General features: G+C 71.4%; 20 protein-coding genes. 16 read left to right on the top strand and 4 right to left on the bottom strand.

Translation table 11 applies throughout. From position 1 onward, the window contains the following. Positions 1 to 8 precede the first annotated feature (8 nt). The 4 genes from ACH4XV_RS15315 to ACH4XV_RS15300 all read left to right on the top strand — a co-directional run bounded on the left by ACH4XV_RS15315 (position 9) and on the right by ACH4XV_RS15300 (position 3363). A complete protein-coding gene (locus ACH4XV_RS15315; protein ID WP_395789861.1) occupies positions 9 to 371 on the top strand; it encodes a hypothetical protein in 363 nt (120 codons plus the stop codon). Between the two features lie 94 nt (positions 372 to 465). Beyond that, positions 466 to 1272: an SDR family NAD(P)-dependent oxidoreductase gene (locus ACH4XV_RS15310; protein WP_395789859.1), complete on the top strand. Its 807-nt coding sequence runs from the start codon at positions 466 to 468 to the stop codon at positions 1270 to 1272. 109 nt (positions 1273 to 1381) lie between these two features. Continuing rightward, entirely contained in the window at positions 1382 to 2686 is a 1305-nt protein-coding gene (locus ACH4XV_RS15305; RefSeq protein ID WP_395789857.1) for a nicotinate phosphoribosyltransferase, read from the top strand. A gap of 53 nt (positions 2687 to 2739) precedes the next feature. Then, on the top strand, positions 2740 to 3363 hold the full coding sequence (locus ACH4XV_RS15300; protein ID WP_395789855.1) for an isochorismatase family protein: 624 nt from the start codon (positions 2740 to 2742) through the stop codon (positions 3361 to 3363). A 340-nt stretch (positions 3364 to 3703) separates the two neighbouring features. Here the strand turns inward: ACH4XV_RS15300 and ACH4XV_RS15295 are convergent, their stop codons facing one another. After that, positions 3704 to 5500: an immune inhibitor A domain-containing protein gene (locus ACH4XV_RS15295; RefSeq protein WP_395789853.1), complete on the bottom strand. Its 1797-nt coding sequence runs from the start codon at positions 5498 to 5500 to the stop codon at positions 3704 to 3706. 182 nt (positions 5501 to 5682) lie between these two features. Here ACH4XV_RS15295 and ACH4XV_RS15290 point away from each other — a divergent pair, with 182 nt between their 5' ends. Beyond that, positions 5683 to 5886, top strand: a complete 204-nt coding sequence (locus ACH4XV_RS15290; protein WP_395789851.1) for a hypothetical protein — start codon at positions 5683 to 5685, stop codon at positions 5884 to 5886. Here the strand turns inward: ACH4XV_RS15290 and ACH4XV_RS15285 are convergent. Together ACH4XV_RS15285 and ACH4XV_RS15280 are read right to left on the bottom strand one after the other, a co-directional pair. Then, entirely contained in the window at positions 5870 to 6583 is a 714-nt protein-coding gene (locus ACH4XV_RS15285; RefSeq protein ID WP_395789849.1) for an RDD family protein, read from the bottom strand. The two genes, ACH4XV_RS15290 and ACH4XV_RS15285, sit on opposite strands and share 17 nt — an antisense overlap. A gap of 195 nt (positions 6584 to 6778) precedes the next feature. After that, complete coding sequence (locus ACH4XV_RS15280; protein ID WP_395789847.1) at positions 6779 to 7735, bottom strand: RDD family protein; 957 nt, start codon at positions 7733 to 7735, stop codon at positions 6779 to 6781. A gap of 115 nt (positions 7736 to 7850) precedes the next feature. On the opposite strand from ACH4XV_RS15280, the gene clpS reads away from it, so the two are divergent. The 7 genes from clpS to ACH4XV_RS15245 all read left to right on the top strand — a co-directional run bounded on the left by clpS (position 7851) and on the right by ACH4XV_RS15245 (position 12502). Continuing rightward, positions 7851 to 8141 (top strand): ATP-dependent Clp protease adapter ClpS, encoded by a 291-nt coding sequence (gene clpS / locus ACH4XV_RS15275; RefSeq protein WP_174861535.1) that lies wholly within the window; start codon positions 7851 to 7853, stop codon positions 8139 to 8141. 88 nt (positions 8142 to 8229) lie between these two features. Then, entirely contained in the window at positions 8230 to 8826 is a 597-nt protein-coding gene (locus ACH4XV_RS15270; RefSeq protein WP_395789845.1) for a DUF2017 domain-containing protein, read from the top strand. Positions 8827 to 8956: 130 nt separating this feature from the next. Beyond that, positions 8957 to 10366: an amino acid permease gene (locus ACH4XV_RS15265; protein WP_395789843.1), complete on the top strand. Its 1410-nt coding sequence runs from the start codon at positions 8957 to 8959 to the stop codon at positions 10364 to 10366. Between the two features lie 69 nt (positions 10367 to 10435). Beyond that, positions 10436 to 10849 carry a Mov34/MPN/PAD-1 family protein gene (locus tag ACH4XV_RS15260; RefSeq protein ID WP_395789841.1) on the top strand — a complete coding sequence of 138 codons (414 nt, stop codon included), beginning with the start codon at positions 10436 to 10438 and terminating at the stop codon, positions 10847 to 10849. Between the two features lie 153 nt (positions 10850 to 11002). Continuing rightward, positions 11003 to 11101, top strand: coding sequence for a putative leader peptide (locus ACH4XV_RS15255; protein WP_360307782.1), 99 nt, complete (start codon positions 11003 to 11005; stop codon positions 11099 to 11101). 169 nt (positions 11102 to 11270) lie between these two features. Continuing rightward, the gene (locus ACH4XV_RS15250) at positions 11271 to 11552 is read left to right on the top strand and encodes a MoaD/ThiS family protein (RefSeq protein ID WP_078977063.1); all 282 of its coding nucleotides are present in this window, start codon (positions 11271 to 11273) and stop codon (positions 11550 to 11552) included. Further along, positions 11552 to 12502 carry a PLP-dependent cysteine synthase family protein gene (locus tag ACH4XV_RS15245; RefSeq protein WP_380035772.1) on the top strand — a complete coding sequence of 317 codons (951 nt, stop codon included), beginning with the start codon at positions 11552 to 11554 and terminating at the stop codon, positions 12500 to 12502. Before ACH4XV_RS15250 ends, ACH4XV_RS15245 begins: the two co-directional genes overlap by 1 nt. A 112-nt stretch (positions 12503 to 12614) precedes the next feature. Here the strand turns inward: ACH4XV_RS15245 and ACH4XV_RS15240 are convergent, their stop codons facing one another. Next, on the bottom strand, positions 12615 to 13232 hold the full coding sequence (locus ACH4XV_RS15240; protein WP_395789839.1) for a TetR/AcrR family transcriptional regulator: 618 nt from the start codon (positions 13230 to 13232) through the stop codon (positions 12615 to 12617). Positions 13233 to 13375: 143 nt separating this feature from the next. On the opposite strand from ACH4XV_RS15240, the gene ACH4XV_RS15235 reads away from it, so the two are divergent. The 4 genes from ACH4XV_RS15235 to rph all read left to right on the top strand — a co-directional run bounded on the left by ACH4XV_RS15235 (position 13376) and on the right by rph (position 16176). Next, positions 13376 to 14350: a zinc-binding alcohol dehydrogenase family protein gene (locus ACH4XV_RS15235; protein ID WP_395789837.1), complete on the top strand. Its 975-nt coding sequence runs from the start codon at positions 13376 to 13378 to the stop codon at positions 14348 to 14350. Positions 14351 to 14481: 131 nt separating this feature from the next. Next, positions 14482 to 14646: a hypothetical protein gene (locus ACH4XV_RS15230; RefSeq protein ID WP_395789835.1), complete on the top strand. Its 165-nt coding sequence runs from the start codon at positions 14482 to 14484 to the stop codon at positions 14644 to 14646. Then, positions 14643 to 15398 carry an MBL fold metallo-hydrolase gene (locus ACH4XV_RS15225; RefSeq protein WP_395789833.1) on the top strand — a complete coding sequence of 252 codons (756 nt, stop codon included), beginning with the start codon at positions 14643 to 14645 and terminating at the stop codon, positions 15396 to 15398. The genes ACH4XV_RS15230 and ACH4XV_RS15225 overlap by 4 nt, the downstream gene beginning before the upstream one ends. A gap of 52 nt (positions 15399 to 15450) precedes the next feature. Then, a complete protein-coding gene (rph, locus tag ACH4XV_RS15220) occupies positions 15451 to 16176 on the top strand; it encodes a ribonuclease PH (protein WP_395789831.1) in 726 nt (241 codons plus the stop codon). The last annotated feature ends 98 nt before the right edge of the window (positions 16177 to 16274 follow it).

Raw genomic sequence — 16274 nt, 5'->3', positions numbered from 1 at the left:
TGCCGATCATGAGCGAGCAGCCACGCAGCGAGGCCCCGGCCGGCGACGGCGGCGACCTGCGCCCGGACATGGCCGATCGACTGCGCTCCTACTGGGGCTTCTCCGCGCAGCGCGAACGCCAGGCCGCGATCGGCCGCGCCGCGCCGCGCAAGCGGCGGCACGTCGAGGTGCAGTGCGGCAAGTGCGGCTCGACCAAGGTGAGTACGGACATCGTCGGCGACTACGTCTGCGGCTCGTGCGCCGCGCGCTGGCGACCGCCGACCGCCGCGGACGGGCCGACCTGTCCCGAGTGCGGCTCGGGCAAGGTGTCCTCGATGCCGTACGGCGACCGCAAGTGTCGGGACTGCGATCATCAGTGGCGACCCAGCTGACCTGCGGTTTCGCCGGTACGCCCTTGCTTTGTCGCGCGGTTGCCGATACCCACCGAACCCACGAGAGCACAACGATCCACGTGGGAGGCAGCGCATGACAGGACGTCTTTTGGACCACGTCGCGGTGATCACCGGCTCGGGCGCCGGCATCGGGCGCGGGATCGCCCGGCGGCTCGCGGCCGAGGGATGTCGGGTCCTGGTCAACGACATCCGCGCTGAGGCGGCGGAGCGGGTGGCCGCCGAGATCACCGACACGTTCGGCGTCGAGACGCTCGCGGTGGTCGCCGACGTCACGATCAAGGCCGAGGCGGTCGGGCTGGTCGAGGCCGCGCTGTCCCGGTGGGGACGCCTCGACACGCTGGTCAACAACGCGTGGGGCGGCGGCCGGATCAACCGGATCGAGAACAAGACCGACGAACAGTTCCGGCACGGCCTGGACATGGCGATGTGGGCCGGGTGGTGGACGATGCGCGCGGCGTTCGAGCCGATGCGGGACGCGGGCGGCGGCAGCGTGATCAACATCGCCAGCCTGAACGGGGTCAACGCGCACCGCTTCACGGCCGAGTACAACGTCGGCAAGGAGGCGCTGCGCGCGCTGACCCGCTCGGCCGCGCGCGAGTGGGCGCCGCACCAGATTCGGGCCAACGTGATCTGCCCCGGGGCCAGGACCGAGGCGTTCGAGGCGTACGCGAGGGCGAACCCGGAGGCCGCCGCGGCCGCCGAGGCGCTGAATCCGATGGGGCGGATGGGCGACCCGGAGACCGACATCGGCGGCGTCGCGCTGTTCCTGGCGAGCGAGGATTCGCGCTACGTGACCGGCAACACCCTGTTCGTGGGCGGCGGGACGCACATCAACGGGTCGATGTGGGCGCCTACACCGGAGGAGGATCGAATCGAGTAAATGTCATAAATAATGGATGAATATGGGTGGTTGTGACTGAATTTCCATGATGCGCGCCACTCTTGCGAGTAATCGTCAATCTGACGCGTAATCGTGTTATGCTGACGACATGGACACCGCAACCACGGCATTGCTGACGGATCACTACGAGCTGACGATGCTCGAAGCCGCACTGCGCAGCGGTGCGGCGCACCGTCGTACGGTGTTCGAGGCCTTCGCCCGCCGGCTGCCGGACGGGCGCCGCTACGGTGTGACCGCCGGCACCGGGCGACTGCTCGACGCCATCGAGAACTTCCGCTTCGACGACGAGGCGTTGAGCTTCCTCGACGAGGCCGGCGTGGTCGGCCGGGCGACGCTGGACTGGTTGGCCGGCTACCGCTTCACCGGCAATGTGTGGGGCTACGCCGAGGGCGAGTGCTGGTTCCCGGGCTCGCCGCTGGTGGTGGTCGAGGGCACCTTCGCCGAGGCGGTGGTGCTGGAGACGCTGATCCTGTCGATCCTCAACCACGACGCCGCGGTCGCCGCCGCCGCGTCGCGGATGACCTCGGCGGCGGCCGGGCGGCCGTGCATCGAGATGGGCTCGCGCCGCACCCACGAGGAGGCCGCGGTCGCCGCGGCGCGCGCCGCGTACATCAGCGGCTTCGCGAGCACATCCAACCTGCGGGCGGGGCAGCGGTACGGGATTCCGACCCGGGGCACCAGCGCGCACGCCTTCACGCTGCTGCACGACGACGAGCACGAGGCGTTCGCGGCGCAGGTGGCCGCGTTGGGGGCGGACACCACGCTCCTGGTGGACACCTACGACGTGGCGACCGCGGTACGGACGGCGGTCGAGGTGGCCGGGCACGAACTCGGCGCGGTCCGGCTCGACTCGGGCGACCTGCTCCTGCTCGCCCACCGGGTGCGGGCGCAGCTCGACGAACTCGGCGCGGCCAAGACCCGGATCGTGGTCACCAGCGACCTCGACGAATACGCGATCGCCTCGCTGCGGGCGGCCCCGGTGGACGCCTACGGCGTGGGCACGCAGCTGGTCACCGGCTCGGGACACCCGACCGCGTCGCTGGTGTACAAGCTGGTCGCGCGCGCGATGAGCGACGAGCCGGACGCACCGCTGGTGCCGGTGGCCAAGAAGTCGCCGGGCAAGCCCAGCCACGGCGGCCGCAAGAGCGCGGTGCGGCGCTACGACGCGGACGGGGTGGCCGAGGCCGAGGTGCTGCGGCCGTTCCGGGCGGACGCGGAACCGGTGCCGGGGGAGCGGGAACTGCTGGTCCCGCTGGTGCTGGGCGGGGAGATCGTCGGGCGCGAGCCGCTGTCGGCGGCGCGGGCGCGGCACGAGCGTTCGCGTGAGGAACTGCCGCTTTCGGCTACGCAGCTCTCGCGTGGGGAACCGGTACTTCCGACGATTTACGAGTAGGCGCGAGCGGGTTCGTCGGTGGCGGCGGGCCGGTCACGAGGAGGCAGGTGGCGATGACCCGGGCATTGATCGTGGTGGACGTACAGAACGACTTCTGCGAGGGCGGAAGCCTCGCCGTCGCGGGCGGCGCGGCGGTGGCCGAGGCGATCCGCCACCACGTGGCGGCCAACGCGGCCGAGCAGCCGCCGGACCCGGTACACGCGGAGACGCCGGCGTATGCGCACATCGTGGCCACGCGGGACCACCACGTGGACCCCGGGGAGCACTTCTCGGCGACGCCGGACTACGCGCGGTCCTGGCCGGTGCACTGCGTCGCCGGGACGGAAGGGGCGCTCTTCCACCCGGCGTTCGCGTCGGCGGTCGAGTCGGGGCGGGTGGAGGAGGTCTTCTCGAAGGGCGCCCACGCCGCCGCCTACAGCGGCTTCGAGGGCGCAGCCCCCGACGGAACATCCCTCGCCGCGTGGTTGCGGGAGCGGGGGGTCACCCAGGTGGACGTGGTGGGCATCGCCACGGACCACTGCGTCCGGGCCACGGCCCTCGACGCGGTAGGCGAGGGCTTCGCCACACGGGTACTCCTGAGCCTCACGGCGGGGGTGGGCCCGTCGAGCACGGCGACGGCGCTGGCGCAGCTGCGGGGGGCGGGCGTGGAACTGGTGGGCGAGCCGGTCGCGGGGTGAGGGCGGCGGCGGGGCGGGGCGGCCTCAAACGCCGGCCGGGCTGAGTGGCTTGGCTTTGCGGGGTGAGGCGGGGCTTGTGCGTCGGTCGGGCCGGGGGCGGCCGGGCCGGATCAAGCGAATCGGGTCGCGGCGTGGGCCACCGTCGGCGTGCGTGGCTCCGAGACGGGGGTTTTCGCCGACCAACACACCCGCCTCGCCGGAAGCCCGGGTCTTGGAGCCACGCACGCCGGCGGCGGCCCATCACCGACTCTGGCCGGCCCCGGACCGGCCGGCCGCAACCACAAGCGCAACGCAGGCCGCCAACGGCCGACCCACTCGGAAGGCTCCCCCACGGGAGGTGTCATGGCGTGGACTTGGTGATGGTGACTCTTGTGGCGCCGCCCGTCCTGGTGAGGCCTTCCGTGTGGATTTGTACGCCGGTGTGGGGGACCTTTACGCCTGTTGTGGGGGAGGCTGCGGACCAGTACGTGGCTGTGTCGGTGAAGGTTGGGGTGCCTGGGCGGGATGGGAAGGTGCCCAGTCGGCCGAGGGTGATTGCGGAGGTCTGTTCGGATTCTGCGGTCAGGGCCGCGTCGGCGGTTTGGAAGCGGGTGGGCAGGGGTTTGCCGGTGGGGTCGCGGAGGGGGTCCGGGTGGATGTCGATCGGGAGGATCAGGCCTTCGCCCGGGTGGCGGGAGACGTCGTTGTCGGCGAACGCGGTGTCCCACAGCCAGATCAGGACGCCCTCGCCGTAGGGGAAGTGGGTGGCCACACGTTTGCCGGCGGTGAGTTGGTAAGGGCCGTCGACCAGGGCGGTGTCGGCGCCCACGTATTGGCGGTTTTCGACGATGTACCAGCGTTTTGCGCCGTTGGGGCGTGGGGGGAGTGGGATCAGCAGGGCCTGTGGGTCGCCCGTGGACTGGTTGGGGGCCAGTTGCACCACGGTTTTTTGGGTCGGGTCGACGACTCGGACATCCAGCCAGCCGAGTTGGAGCTTGTCCCACGCGGACAGGGCACCCGGCAGGGAGCCCGCGCCGTCCTCGTCGCCGAGGTAGGCGCCGAGGGCCATCAGTGACCAGAAGCCGGGTGGGCCGTCGGTGGAGTCGCCCTGGTCGTACAGGTCCGGCAGGCCCAGATTGTGGCCGAACTCGTGTGCGATCACGCCCAGTCCGCCGTTCTCCGGCTGCATCGTGTAGTCGCCCACCCACATCCCCGAGTCCCCGATCGGCACCCCGCCCGCCCGGTTGTCGGCCGGGCCGGTGCGGCCCACCTGGTCGGCCTCGGCGTACCAGCGGTGCGACCAGATCGCGCCGCGGCCCTGTTCGCCGCCGCCCTGGGCCTTGTCCACGCCGGCGTGCACGATCTCCACGTTGTCGAGGTAGCCGTCGGGCTCGTCGAAGTTGCCGTCGCCGTCGAAGTCGTCCCGGTCCCACCGGTCGAACGAGGCGAGCCGCTCGCGGATCTGCGCGGCGCTCAGCCCCTCCGCGGCCCGCCCGTCGTACCAGACCTTCAGCGCGTCGCGGACCAGCGCCCAGACGTCCCGGCACACGTTCCTGCCGCACGCGTCGTTGCCGTAGCGCGCCTCGTTGTACGGCACCCGCACCCAGTCGGCGACCTCGCCGTCGATCGAGTAGCGCCCCGCCGACTGCCGCAGGTAGTACGACGCCAGGGACGGCGCGACCGTGCCCGGGCCGAAGAACAGGTCCTGGTAGTGGTCGCGTTCGTAAGTCGGCCGCCACATCGTGGTGGTGTCCTGGGCCCGGTCCGGCGCGGGGATCGTGTTGTGCCGGGGGCCGGGGCGCGAGCTGTAGCGCTGCCCGTTCGGTCCGTCGAGGCGATCGCCGAACTCGACCAGGATCACGAACACCCGCGACTCGGCGGGCGGTCGGGTCTCGGCGCTGCCCGCCTCCCCCGCCGGCACGGTGCGCGACGTCAGCCCCGGGTCCTCGGTCATCGCCCGCACCGCCGCGTCGCGCCGCTGTCGGCGCCGCTCGCTGAACGGGTGCGACAGGTCGTGGTCGCGTTCGGCGAAGGCCCCGGAGTCGGCTCCCGCGGCCGGGTCGTCGGGCCTCGGCGCCGCGGGGGTGGGCACGGCGGCGAGGATCAGCAGCGCGGACAGCACGGTGACGAGGGCGGGAGTGACGCGCCTGGGAATCACGAGGAGGCTCCGGGGCTCGGGTGGTCCGAGATCGAGGATCACCACCCCGACCGGTCGCGGGAGGGTGCCCGGGGTCGGGAGCGATAAATCCCGATCGCCATCGAATGCTTACATTGCGCGTCGCGCGCAGTAGCGTGAAACAGGGGGGCGTGCACAAAGGGGTGCAGGGGAGGTGGTGCGTCGTGGCAAGAGGAGATTTCTTCCGACTCGGCTACGGCGTATTCGTCACGATCGTCTTGACGGTCTCACTACTCGCGGCATGGGAACCGCGCACCGTGGCGGGGGCTGCCGTCGCCATGGGCATCGGGGTCGCGCTCGGCACGACGACGGCAGTACTCGGGATCCGCGCCCGGCATCACTCGGCTCGGATCACGTCCCGCGGATGACCGTGGTGCGCGCGGCCTTGTCGTGCAGGCACTGGTGCCAGGGCTGATCCCAGAACTGCCACAGGACGTTGACCAGCCAGAACAACGTGCCCAGACAGGGCACGATGAGCGGAAGGCTGTACACGCCGGCGCGGGTCCACGCCATCGACCCCGCGATGGGCCCGCCGTCGGCCACCCGAACCACCCGGATGCCCATCACCCGCTTGCCGAGGGTGCGGCCGAACCGGTCGAGTTGGAAGCCGTCGTAGAGGAAATAGAGCAGCGAGAAGATCAGTCCCGAGGCGAACTGCGCGCCGAACGACACGTCGTTGTAGTCGTAGTCGCTGCCGGCGATGGGCCAGGAGATCAGGCCGGCGACCACGCCGACGATCAGGCTGTCGATGATCCGCGCGACCAGTCGGCGCAGCGGCCCGCCGAGCGTCGGCCCGCCGCCGTACCCGCCGCCGCCCGCCCCCGCGCCGTAGCTCGGGTCCTGGCCGTACGGCCCGCCCTGGCCGTAGGGGTACTGGCCCGTGGGGTCCTGACCGTACGGCGGCTGCTCGGACGGATCCCGCCCGTAGGGCGGCTGTTGCCCGGTCGGATCCTGTCCGTAGGGAGGCTGGTTGCCGGCCGGCGGTTGTTGTCCGTACGGATTCCCGCGCATCGGGTCGTTGCCGGACGGGTCGGAAGGCGGCGGGGGTGGTGGGCTTCCTGTCATAAAACCGAGTAAAGCGGACAAAAGCCGACGTGAGCGTGACGCCTTCGACCTACCCTGGCGTGTCGCGTCTGTACGGGTGACGTGTGACGGGGGACGGGTGACAGGGGCGGGCGAGTCGGGCGAGTCGGGTGAGTCGGGTGAGTGGGCACATCGGGCCGACCCGCCCGGCCCCCCGCTCGACCCCCGCCCGCCGGGTCAGTCCCGGGCGACGAACGTGCGGGCCGCCTTGTCGTGCAGCCCCTGGCGCCACGGGCGGTCGAACAGCCCCCACAGCGCGCCGAGCACGCCGACCACGAATACGCCCGGGACGTACAGGACCAGCCAGCGCCGTACCGACTGCCACAGCGTGGGGGTGTCGTGGCTGTCCAGGTCGGCCACCCGCAGGCCGAACAGGGTCTTGCCCAGCGAGCGGCCCCACTTCCAGGTGGGCAGCGCCTCGTACAGCAGCGCCGCCGCGAGCACCGTGCCGAGCACGATCGCGAGCGTGGTGCCGGTGGTGCCGTCGAGCAGCCACACCGTGGTGTCGCGACCCTCGTACCGGGCCCGGTCGATCTTGTCCCGGATGTGGTCGACCGCGTCCGGCACGGTCGGGATGGCCACAGCGATGCCGGCCGCGAGCGGCACCAGCGCGTCGGCGATCCGGGCGAGCAGGCGCCGGCCCAGGTGCGCCGGCCGCCGCTCGTTGCTGCCGAACAGATCGGCCTGTACCGGCCGCCACGGCCCCGGCTCCCCGTCGGCGCGCGGCGGCGGCACGGTCTCCCCCGGCGGCGTCGCCCCCCTCGCCCCACCGGTCGGCGCGGTCGGCCCCGAACGCGGCACACCCGCCCCGCCCGGTCCCGGCTCGGCGCTCGGCGGCGCGTACATCCCGGTCGACGACATGTCGTACGGCGCGCCCGTGCTGGTGGACAACACCTCGCCGCGGATCACCCGGCCGCCCTGCCCGATCGCCTCCGGCGCGTTGGCCCGGATCGCGGAGCCACCAGCCGCGCCACCGCCCGCCCCGCCCGCGTCGGCGGTCGAGCCGTCGGCGGGCCGGCCGGGTTCCTCGGCCGGCCGGCTGCTGTCCGGCACCCAGGCACCGCCGTCCCAGTAACGGATGTGGCCGGTGATCTCCGGGTCCGGGTACCAACCCGGTGCGGGCGCAGAGGACATGCGCGGGATTTTGCCGTACCCGAGGGGGGACGGGTACGCCCCGGGTCACATCCGGGCACGCCGGCCCCGTCGAGCCGGTTCGCCCGGGCCCTGGGCTGATGGCAGCATGGGACCCATGAGTGTCGCACCCATCGAGGTCGAGAAGCATCAGCCCGACGAGGATGTCCGGGCCGAGACCCCGTGGGTGTGCATCGTCTGGAACGACCCGATCAACCTGATGTCGTACGTCACCTACGTCTTCCAGTCCTACTTCGGCTATCCGAAGCGCAAGGCCGAGAAGCTGATGCACGACGTGCACAACAAGGGTCGGGCCGTGGTGTCGTCGGGGACGCGCGAGGAGATGGAGCGCGACACCACGGCGATGCACGGGTTCGGGCTGTGGGCGACCATCCAGCACGACAAGTGACGCCCGCGCGGTTCGCACGACCCGGCCGGGCCCTCGGGCGCCCGCCGCACCCTCTCCTCGCCCATATTCTCCGGGAGTTGCACAGCCTGTGAACGGCCTCTTCATGCGCGGACGCTCGGGACGGCCCGAGATCGTCCTGGAAGACATGCACGTGCGAGTGCTGGCCGATCTGTGCGGTCAACTGGTCGAGATGGTCTCGCCCGACGACGAGGCGGTCGATCCGCTGGCCGCCGAACTGGGCCTGACCGGACTCGGCTCGACCGAGGTGCCGGCCACTCCGGACGATCCGGCGCTGGCCCGCCTGTTGCCGGACGCCTACGCCGACGACGTGGAGGCGGCGGCCGAGTTCCGCCGCTACACCGAGACCGACCTGCGGCTGCGCAAGCGGGACAACGCGCGGATCGTGCTCGCCGACCTGGCCGAACTGGTCGACCTGACCGAACCGGCCGAGGACGACAAGGTGATGAGCGGCCGCGAGCACCGGGTGGTGCTGGACGCGGCGGGTGTGCAGGCCTGGCTCGGCACGCTCAACGACCTGCGCCTGGTGATCGGTACACGACTGGAAGTCACCGAGGACATGGAGGAGTTCGAGGCCAAGCTGGCCGACGACGACCCGCGCCGGTGGTTGTTCGCGGTGTTCCACTGGCTGGGCGGCCTCCAGGACTCGCTGCTCGGAGCGTTGTAGGCGCGTACCGGGCGTATACACAGCGAACCTGCCATTCCTGACTAAATGGACACGCCGGAACAATCGGAATACCGGTTTCCGCTCCCCATCGTTGGTAATACGGCCTCCGTACCGACGAACGGGAGCGATCATGACGGAGACCGAATCCGGATCGACCGCCTCGGCGGCCGGGCCCGGTGCGGACGCCGAGGGCTACGAGCGGGGGCTGAACGGCCGGCAGATCCAGATGATCGCCATTGGCGGGGCGATCGGCACCGGGCTGTTCCTCGGTGCGGGCGGGGCGATCGAGAAGGCCGGGCCGTCGTTGATCGCCGCCTACGCGGTGGCCGGCGTAATGATCTTCTTCGTCATGCGCGCGCTGGGCGAGTTGTTGATGTACCGCCCCGTGGCGGGCAGTTTCGCGGAATACGCGCGGGAGTTCTTCGGTCCGTTCGCCGGGTTCGTCACCGGGTGGACGTACTGGATCATGTGGGTGGTCACCGGGATGGCGGAGATCACCGCAGCGGGTGTCTACGTGCAGTACTGGTGGCCGGCGGTGCCGCAGTGGGTGACCGCGCTCGTGGTGCTGCTCGTGTTGTTCGCGGCCAACCTGATCTCGGTCAAGCTGTTCGGCGAGTTCGAATTCTGGTTCTCGATGATCAAGGTGACCGCGATCATCGGGATGATCCTGGTCGGCATCGGGGTGCTGATCTTCGGCTTCGGCGAGGCCGGCGACCAGGCGTCCGTCTCGCACATGTGGTCCGACGGCGGGTTCGCGCCCAACGGTGTCGGACAGACCCTGCTGGTGCTCCAGATCGTGATGTTCGCGTTCCTGGGCGTCGAACTGGTCGGGGTGACCGCGGGCGAGGCGCAGAACCCGGAGAAGGTGCTGCCGCGCGCGATCAACACCATCCCGTTCCGGATCGGGCTGTTCTACATCGGCGCCCTGGTGATCATCCTCTCGCTGGCGCCGTGGACCGACTTCCACGCCAAGGAGAGCCCGTTCGTACTGGTCTTCGACCGGGTGGGCATTCCCGCCGCGGCGGCGATCATCAACTTCGTGGTGCTCACCGCGGCGCTGTCCTCGTGCAACTCGGGGCTGTACTCGACCGGTCGCATGTTGCGCACGCTCGCGGTGGAGGGGCAGGCGCCGCCGCGGGTGAGCGGGCTCAGCTCGCACCGGGTGCCGGCCATGGCGATCACCGTCTCGGCGACCGTGATGGGCCTGGGGGTGCTGGTCAACGCCCTGGTCCCGGACCGGGCGTTCATGTACATCACCTCGGTGGCCACCGTCGGCGCGCTGTGGACGTGGGGCATGATCGTCGGCTGCCAGATGCGCTACCGGCGCGCGGTGGACCGGGGACGGCTGGCCGGGCACGGCTTCCGGATGCCGGGCGCGCCGTACACGGGCTGGGCGGTGATGGCGTTCCTGGCGATGGTGGTGGTCCTGCTCGGCTTCTCGGCGGACACCCGGATCGCGCTGTATGTGGTGCCCATCTGGGTGGTGTTCCTGGTGGTGGCGTACATCCCGGTGCGGCGCGGGCACGGGGCACGGGCCTGAGCGCGGGGGCGGAGCCGGCGCCGGTCGCGCGGGCACACGGGTCGCGCGGGTGCTCAGTACGCTCGGGGCATGCTCACCATCACCGCAGCCCTGCGCGATCGCATCGTCGCCCACGCCCGTGCCGACCACCCCGACGAGGCGTGTGGCGTCGTCGCCGGGCCCGAGGGCAGCGACCGCCCCGAGCGGTTCATCCCGATGCTCAACGCCGCGCGCTCGCCCACGTTCTACGAGTTCGACTCGGCCGACCTGTTCAAGCTCTACCGGGAGATGGACGACCGGGACGAGGAGCCGGTGATCGTCTACCACTCGCACACCGCGACCGAGGCGTACCCGTCGCGCACGGACGTGTCGTACGCGTCCGAGCCGAACGCGCACTACGTGCTCGTGTCCACGCGCGAGGAGGACACCTACGAGTTCCGGTCGTACCGGATCGTCGACGGCGTGATCACCGAGGAGGAGGTCAACGTGGTGGACGCCTACTGACCGGGGAACGGCGGGGGTGTCCCCGCTCTCGTCCCGCCGTCGTCTCACCTGTCGATATGGGATGTTCCGGCATACGAGATCACATCGGAGCGCCCCGGGGGGAATGGCTAGCATGACCATATGCGTTATGCGGGCGTGAATACGACGGAAGCGGTGCCGGGTGGAGCCCCGGGTGCCTTCCTTGTCGCACGCCTGCACGTCGATCTGTGCCGACTCTCCAGCGCCCTCTGTCGCGCTGCGCGCGTGGGCTGATCCCGAGGTCGGATCGGCCCACCAGGCACCCAGGCAGCAGGCACGTCCCGCAGCACCGGCGCATATGAACGACCCCCCCCGCCCCACCGCCTCCGATGGAGCGTCGGGGGTGCGGCCCGCGTCCGGACTGCGTTCTCTCCGTTCGCGTCACAACCAGAGGAGCGCATCCATGGCCATCGAGGTCCGCATCCCGACCATCCTCCGTACCTACACCGACGGCGCCAAGGCCGTGCCCGGCAGCGGCGCCACGCTCGCCGACCTGCTGGTCGACCTGGAGGTCCGGCATCCGGGCGTGCGCGCCCGACTCGTCGAGGAGAACGGCGAACTGCGCCGCTTCGTCAACGTCTACCTCAACGACGAGGACGTGCGCTTCACCGGCGGCCTGACCACCAAGCTGGACGACGGCGACACCGTGACGATTCTTCCGGCGGTCGCCGGCGGCTCGATCTGATGCGTTACGAATCGTTGCTCGATTCGGTGGGCCGGACCCCGCTGGTCGGCCTGCCGACGTTGTCGCCGTCGCCGACCGTGCGGGTGTGGGCCAAGCTGGAGGACCGCAACCCGACCGGTTCGATCAAGGACCGCCCGGCCCTGCACATGATCGAGGCCGCCGAGCGTGACGGGCTGCTCACGCCGGGGTGCACGATCCTGGAGCCGACCTCGGGCAACACCGGCATCGCGCTGGCGATGGCGGCCAAGCTCAAGGGCTACGAGATCGTCTGCGTGATGCCGGAGAACACCTCCGAGGAGCGCCGCGAGCTGCTTCGCATGTGGGGCGCGCGGATCATCGCCTCGCCTGCGGCGGGCGGGTCGAACACCGCGGTGCGGGTGGCCAAGGAGCTGGCGGCCGAGCATCCCGACTGGGTGATGCTGTACCAGTACGGGAACCCGGCCAACCCGGACGCGCACTACGCGACGACCGGCCCCGAACTGCTTGAGGATCTGCCGACTATCACCCACTTCGTGGCGGGTCTGGGTACCACCGGCACGCTGATGGGCGTCGGGCGCTACCTGCGCGAGAAGGTCCCGGGCGTGACGATCGTGGCGGCCGAGCCGCGCTACGACGACGTGGTGTACGGGCTGCGCAACCTCGACGAGGGCTTCGTGCCGGAGCTGTACGACGGCGACGTGCTGACCACGCGCTACTCGGTGGGCTCCGCCGAGGCGGTCGGGCGCACTCGCGAACTGCTGGAGAAGGAAGGCATCTTCGCGGGCATCTCGACCGGCGCGGTGCTGCACGCCGCGCTGGGCATCGCGCGCAAGGCGGTCAAGGCGGGGGAGTCCGCCGACATCGCGTTCGTGATCGCGGACGGCGGGTGGAAGTACCTGTCGACCGGGATCTACACGGCCGAGTCGACCGAGGCCGCGGTGGAGGGGCTGCACGGGCAACTCTGGGCCTGAGGCTCCTGTTCGCTCTTTGTTCTTGTTCTCTGTTCTCGTATCGAGGCCGCTTCCCGCCTCCCGGTTCGCGCCGGGGTGTGGAGGCGGCCTCGACGCGTTGGGGGGTGGGTGTTCAGGCGGCGGTGAGCAGCGCTTCGGCCAGGGTGCGTAGGGCGGCGGCGACCCGTTCGCCCTCGCCCTGTTCGAGCAGGCGCAACACCGATCGGCTCTGCAAACCGGCGAGCAGGAGGTGGGCCTGCGTCTCGGCGTCGAGGTCGGGGCGGCGGGCGGCGAGCAGGTCGGCGATGTGTTCGTGCCAGAACCCGTAGACCGGGTGTGCGGTGCGCGGGTCCTCGGCGGGGTCGGCGGCCGGTTTCGGGGTGGTGCTCGCGGCATGGCCGAGCGCGGCCATCAGGCCCTTGTTGCGGGCGACCACGTCGACGATGGCGTCGAGGAAGGCGAGCAGGCGCTCCCCGGGCGGGGCGTCGGGGCCGAGCGGCGGCGGACCGGTGGTGACCGCCTCGGTCAGGGCGAGTGCGCGCTCCGCCATCAGGGCCTCCATCAGGCCCATCCGGCTGCCGAAGCGGTGGAACACCGTGCCCTTGCCGACGCCCGCCGCCGCGGCGACCTGCTCCATCGAGATCTGCTCCGGGCGGTGCCGGGCCAGCAGCTCCTCGGTGGCGCGCAGGATCGCGCGCCGGTTGCGGGCCGCGTCGGCACGTTCGGGGCGGTCGGTGGGGGCTTCGGGCATCGCGTTCCTCATCACTGGTCGAGGCTGGAGATCGATGGACAACTTGACCGGCGGTCCAGTACGTTCGGAGTCAACTTGACCGGCGGTCCAGTTTGGTGTCGGGTCGGGTATCCACCATGTTCTCCTGTCGCCCGGAGGGTCGAATGCGACGAGTCCGCTATCACGAGTACGGCGATCCGGAAGTCCTCACCGTGGAGGAGGCCGACGTGCCGACGCCCGGACCGGGACAGGTGCTGATCCGGAGCGAGGCGATCGGCGCCAACTTCGTCGACACCCGGTTCCGGCGCGGGCCCGCCGCCGGTCCGCTGTTCCGGCGGCCGTTGCCGGGGGTGCTCACCGGTGACGTGGTGGGCCGGGTCGAAGCGCTCGGCCCGGGGGTGGGCGGGCCGCCGGTCGGCGCGCGGGTGGCCGCGTTGGCGGAGGACGCGTTCGCCGACTTCGTGCTCGCCGACGCCGAGTGGGTGGTGGCGGTGCCCGACGGGCTCGACGCCGGCGCGGCGAGCGCGCTGCCGCTGGCCGCGCCGGTGGCGTTGCGGGCGTTGCGGACCGGGCGACTGACCCCGGGCGAGACGGTGTTGGTGCACGCCGCCGCCGGGGGGATCGGCCACCTCGTCGTGCAACTGGCCAAACTGCTCGGCGCCGGTACGGTCGTCGCCGCCGTCGGGTCGGCCGCCAAGTTCGACTTCGTCCGGGCGTACGGCGCCGACTTCGCCGTCGACTACTCCGCCGCCGACTGGCCGGAGCGGGTGCGGGAGGTCGTGCCCGGCGGCGTGGACGTCGTGCTGGACTCCGTGGGCGGGGACATCCTGCGCCGCGGCTTCGACGTGGTGGCGCCGTTCGGTCGGGTCGTGGTCTACGGCGCCGCGAGCGGCGACGTGTCCGGCATCGCGCTCACCGACCTGTTCGCCCTGCGGTCCGTGGCCGGTTTCTCCCTCCTGGCCTGGCGCGCCGCCGCCCCCGAACGGGCCCGCGAGGAAGTGGCCGAACTCGCCGAACACCTGGCGTCGGGCCGGCTGCGCGTGGCGGTCCACACGACCCTCCCGCTGACCGAGGCGGTACAGGCCCACCGACTGCTGGAAGAACGCGCCCAACTCGGGCGGATCCTGCTCGTCCCCTGACGCTGCCGAAGCGGACGGTCGTCGGCTTTCCCGCCGTCCGTCGATGCGCGGGTGGGGCGGGCGGTATGACGTCGGTTACTCCGGGGGCGTTGTGTGGGGGCGCGTGGGGGGTCTCTGCGTACTCTCGGGGGGTGGTGTTCGTATCCAGCGGCGCGCCGAGCGGGATCGTCGATTCCGGGGTCGGTGGCCCTCCCGTGGCCCGGACCGGGTTCGAGCGGTCGCCGCATGTGGCCGGTCGGCCGCTGCGGGATGTGCTCGGGGTCGCCGGCGTCGAGGTGTTCGGAGCGCTCGCGTGAAACTTACCGTCGTCGGGTGTTCCGGCAGCTTTCCCGGACCGGACAGCCCCTGCTCGTGCTACCTCCTGGAGGCCGACGGGGTGCGGATCCTGGTCGATCTCGGCAACGGCGCGCTCGGCGCCCTCCAGCGCCATGCCACGCTCGGCTCGATCGACGCCGTACTGCTCAGCCACCTGCACGCCGACCACTGCCTCGACCTCGCCTGCTACTTCGTGGCTCGCAAGTACTGCCCGGCGGGGGAGTTGCCCCGGCTGGCGGTCTACGGGCCGGCCGACACGCACGAGCGGATCGCGCGCGCCTACGACGTCGAGGGCGCGATCGACAACGGGCGCATGGCCGAGGTGTTCGACTTCCGCACGGTGGTCACCGGCACCTTCGACGTGGGCCCCTTCCGGATCACCGCCGACCGCATGCCGCACCCCGTCGAGTCCTACGCGTTCCGGATCGAGGCGGGCGGGCGATCGTTGGTCTACTCCGGCGACACCGGGGTCAGCGACGACCTGGTGCGCATCTCGCGCGGCGCCGACCTGCTGCTGTGCGAGGCGTCGTTCGAGCACGGCCGAGAAGACCTGCCGCACGTGCACCTGAACGGCCGGCAGGCCGGCGAGCATGCCGAACGGGCGGGCGTGGGGCGGCTGTTGCTCACCCACATCCCGCCGTGGACCAGTCGCGAGCGCAATCTCGACGACGCCCGCAAGACCTTCAGCGGCGCCGTCGACCTGGCCCTGCCGGATGCCTCGCACACGGTCTGAACCCGGCGCCGGGCGGTCCGGACCGGCACCTGCCACGGCTTAGGCTGGAGGCATGTCACGAGTAGACGGCCGTACCCCCGAGCAGCTCCGCCCGATCGGCTTCCAGCGCAAGTGGCTCGACCACGCCGAGGGCTCGGTCCTCGTCGAGTTCGGCCGTACCCGCGTCCTGGTCGCCGCCAGCGTCACCGAGGGTGTGCCGCGCTGGCGCAAGGGCAGCGGCGAGGGCTGGGTGACCGCCGAATACTCGATGTTGCCGCGCGCCACCCACACCCGCGGCGACCGCGAGTCGGTCAAGGGCCGGATCGGCGGGCGTACCCACGAGATCTCGCGGCTGATCGGCCGCTCGCTGCGTGCGGTGATCGACACCAAGGCGCTCGGCGAGACCACCATCCACCTGGACTGCGACGTGCTCCAGGCGGACGGCGGCACCCGGACCGCGGCGATCACCGGGGCCTATGTCGCGCTCGCCGACGCGGTGGCCTGGGCGCGCGAGCACAAGCTCACCCGCAAGGGCGCCAACCCGCTGATCGGGTCGGTGGCGGCGGTCAGCGTCGGGATCATCGACGGGGTGCCGATGCTCGACCTCCCATACGAGGAGGACGTGCGTGCCGAGACCGACATGAACATCGTCTGCACGGGGGACGGGCGCTTCGTCGAGGTGCAGGGCACCGCGGAGAAGGAGCCTTTCGATCGGGCGCTGCTCAACAATCTGCTGGACCTGGGCGCCCGAGGCTGCGCGGAACTGACGGGGCTTCAGCAGCGCGCCCTGGAGGGCTGAGCGACCGAGCGGCGGAGCCCCCGGGGCCGCTGGGCCCTGTCCGGCGGATCTTGGCGGGTCCGCGCCGCCCGGCATCCGCCCTTCGGGCTCCTCGCTGC

It is taken from the genome of Embleya sp. NPDC020630 (genome assembly GCF_044334985.1).
GTDB lineage: Bacteria > Actinomycetota > Actinomycetes > Streptomycetales > Streptomycetaceae > Embleya.
This window is presented reverse-complemented; position numbering and strand designations above follow the sequence as displayed.

What these genes read in the sequence shown, in the direction of transcription:
- ACH4XV_RS15245 (WP_380035772.1), top strand. Translation starts at nt 11,552, where the DNA reads ATGCGTTACGAATCGTTGCTCGATTCGGTGGGCCGGACCCCGCTGGTC.
- clpS (WP_174861535.1), top strand. Translation starts at nt 7,851, where the DNA reads ATGAGTGTCGCACCCATCGAGGTCGAGAAGCATCAGCCCGACGAGGAT.
- ACH4XV_RS15280 (WP_395789847.1), bottom strand. Translation starts at nt 7,735, where the DNA reads ATGTCCTCTGCGCCCGCACCGGGTTGGTACCCGGACCCGGAGATCACC.
- rph (WP_395789831.1), top strand. Translation starts at nt 15,451, where the DNA reads ATGTCACGAGTAGACGGCCGTACCCCCGAGCAGCTCCGCCCGATCGGC.
- ACH4XV_RS15285 (WP_395789849.1), bottom strand. Translation starts at nt 6,583, where the DNA reads ATGACAGGAAGCCCACCACCCCCGCCGCCTTCCGACCCGTCCGGCAAC.
- ACH4XV_RS15235 (WP_395789837.1), top strand. Translation starts at nt 13,376, where the DNA reads ATGCGACGAGTCCGCTATCACGAGTACGGCGATCCGGAAGTCCTCACC.
- ACH4XV_RS15265 (WP_395789843.1), top strand. Translation starts at nt 8,957, where the DNA reads ATGACGGAGACCGAATCCGGATCGACCGCCTCGGCGGCCGGGCCCGGT.
- ACH4XV_RS15300 (WP_395789855.1), top strand. Translation starts at nt 2,740, where the DNA reads ATGACCCGGGCATTGATCGTGGTGGACGTACAGAACGACTTCTGCGAG.
- ACH4XV_RS15260 (WP_395789841.1), top strand. Translation starts at nt 10,436, where the DNA reads ATGCTCACCATCACCGCAGCCCTGCGCGATCGCATCGTCGCCCACGCC.
- ACH4XV_RS15250 (WP_078977063.1), top strand. Translation starts at nt 11,271, where the DNA reads ATGGCCATCGAGGTCCGCATCCCGACCATCCTCCGTACCTACACCGAC.
- ACH4XV_RS15315 (WP_395789861.1), top strand. Translation starts at nt 9, where the DNA reads ATGAGCGAGCAGCCACGCAGCGAGGCCCCGGCCGGCGACGGCGGCGAC.
- ACH4XV_RS15305 (WP_395789857.1), top strand. Translation starts at nt 1,382, where the DNA reads ATGGACACCGCAACCACGGCATTGCTGACGGATCACTACGAGCTGACG.
- ACH4XV_RS15310 (WP_395789859.1), top strand. Translation starts at nt 466, where the DNA reads ATGACAGGACGTCTTTTGGACCACGTCGCGGTGATCACCGGCTCGGGC.
- ACH4XV_RS15240 (WP_395789839.1), bottom strand. Translation starts at nt 13,232, where the DNA reads ATGCCCGAAGCCCCCACCGACCGCCCCGAACGTGCCGACGCGGCCCGC.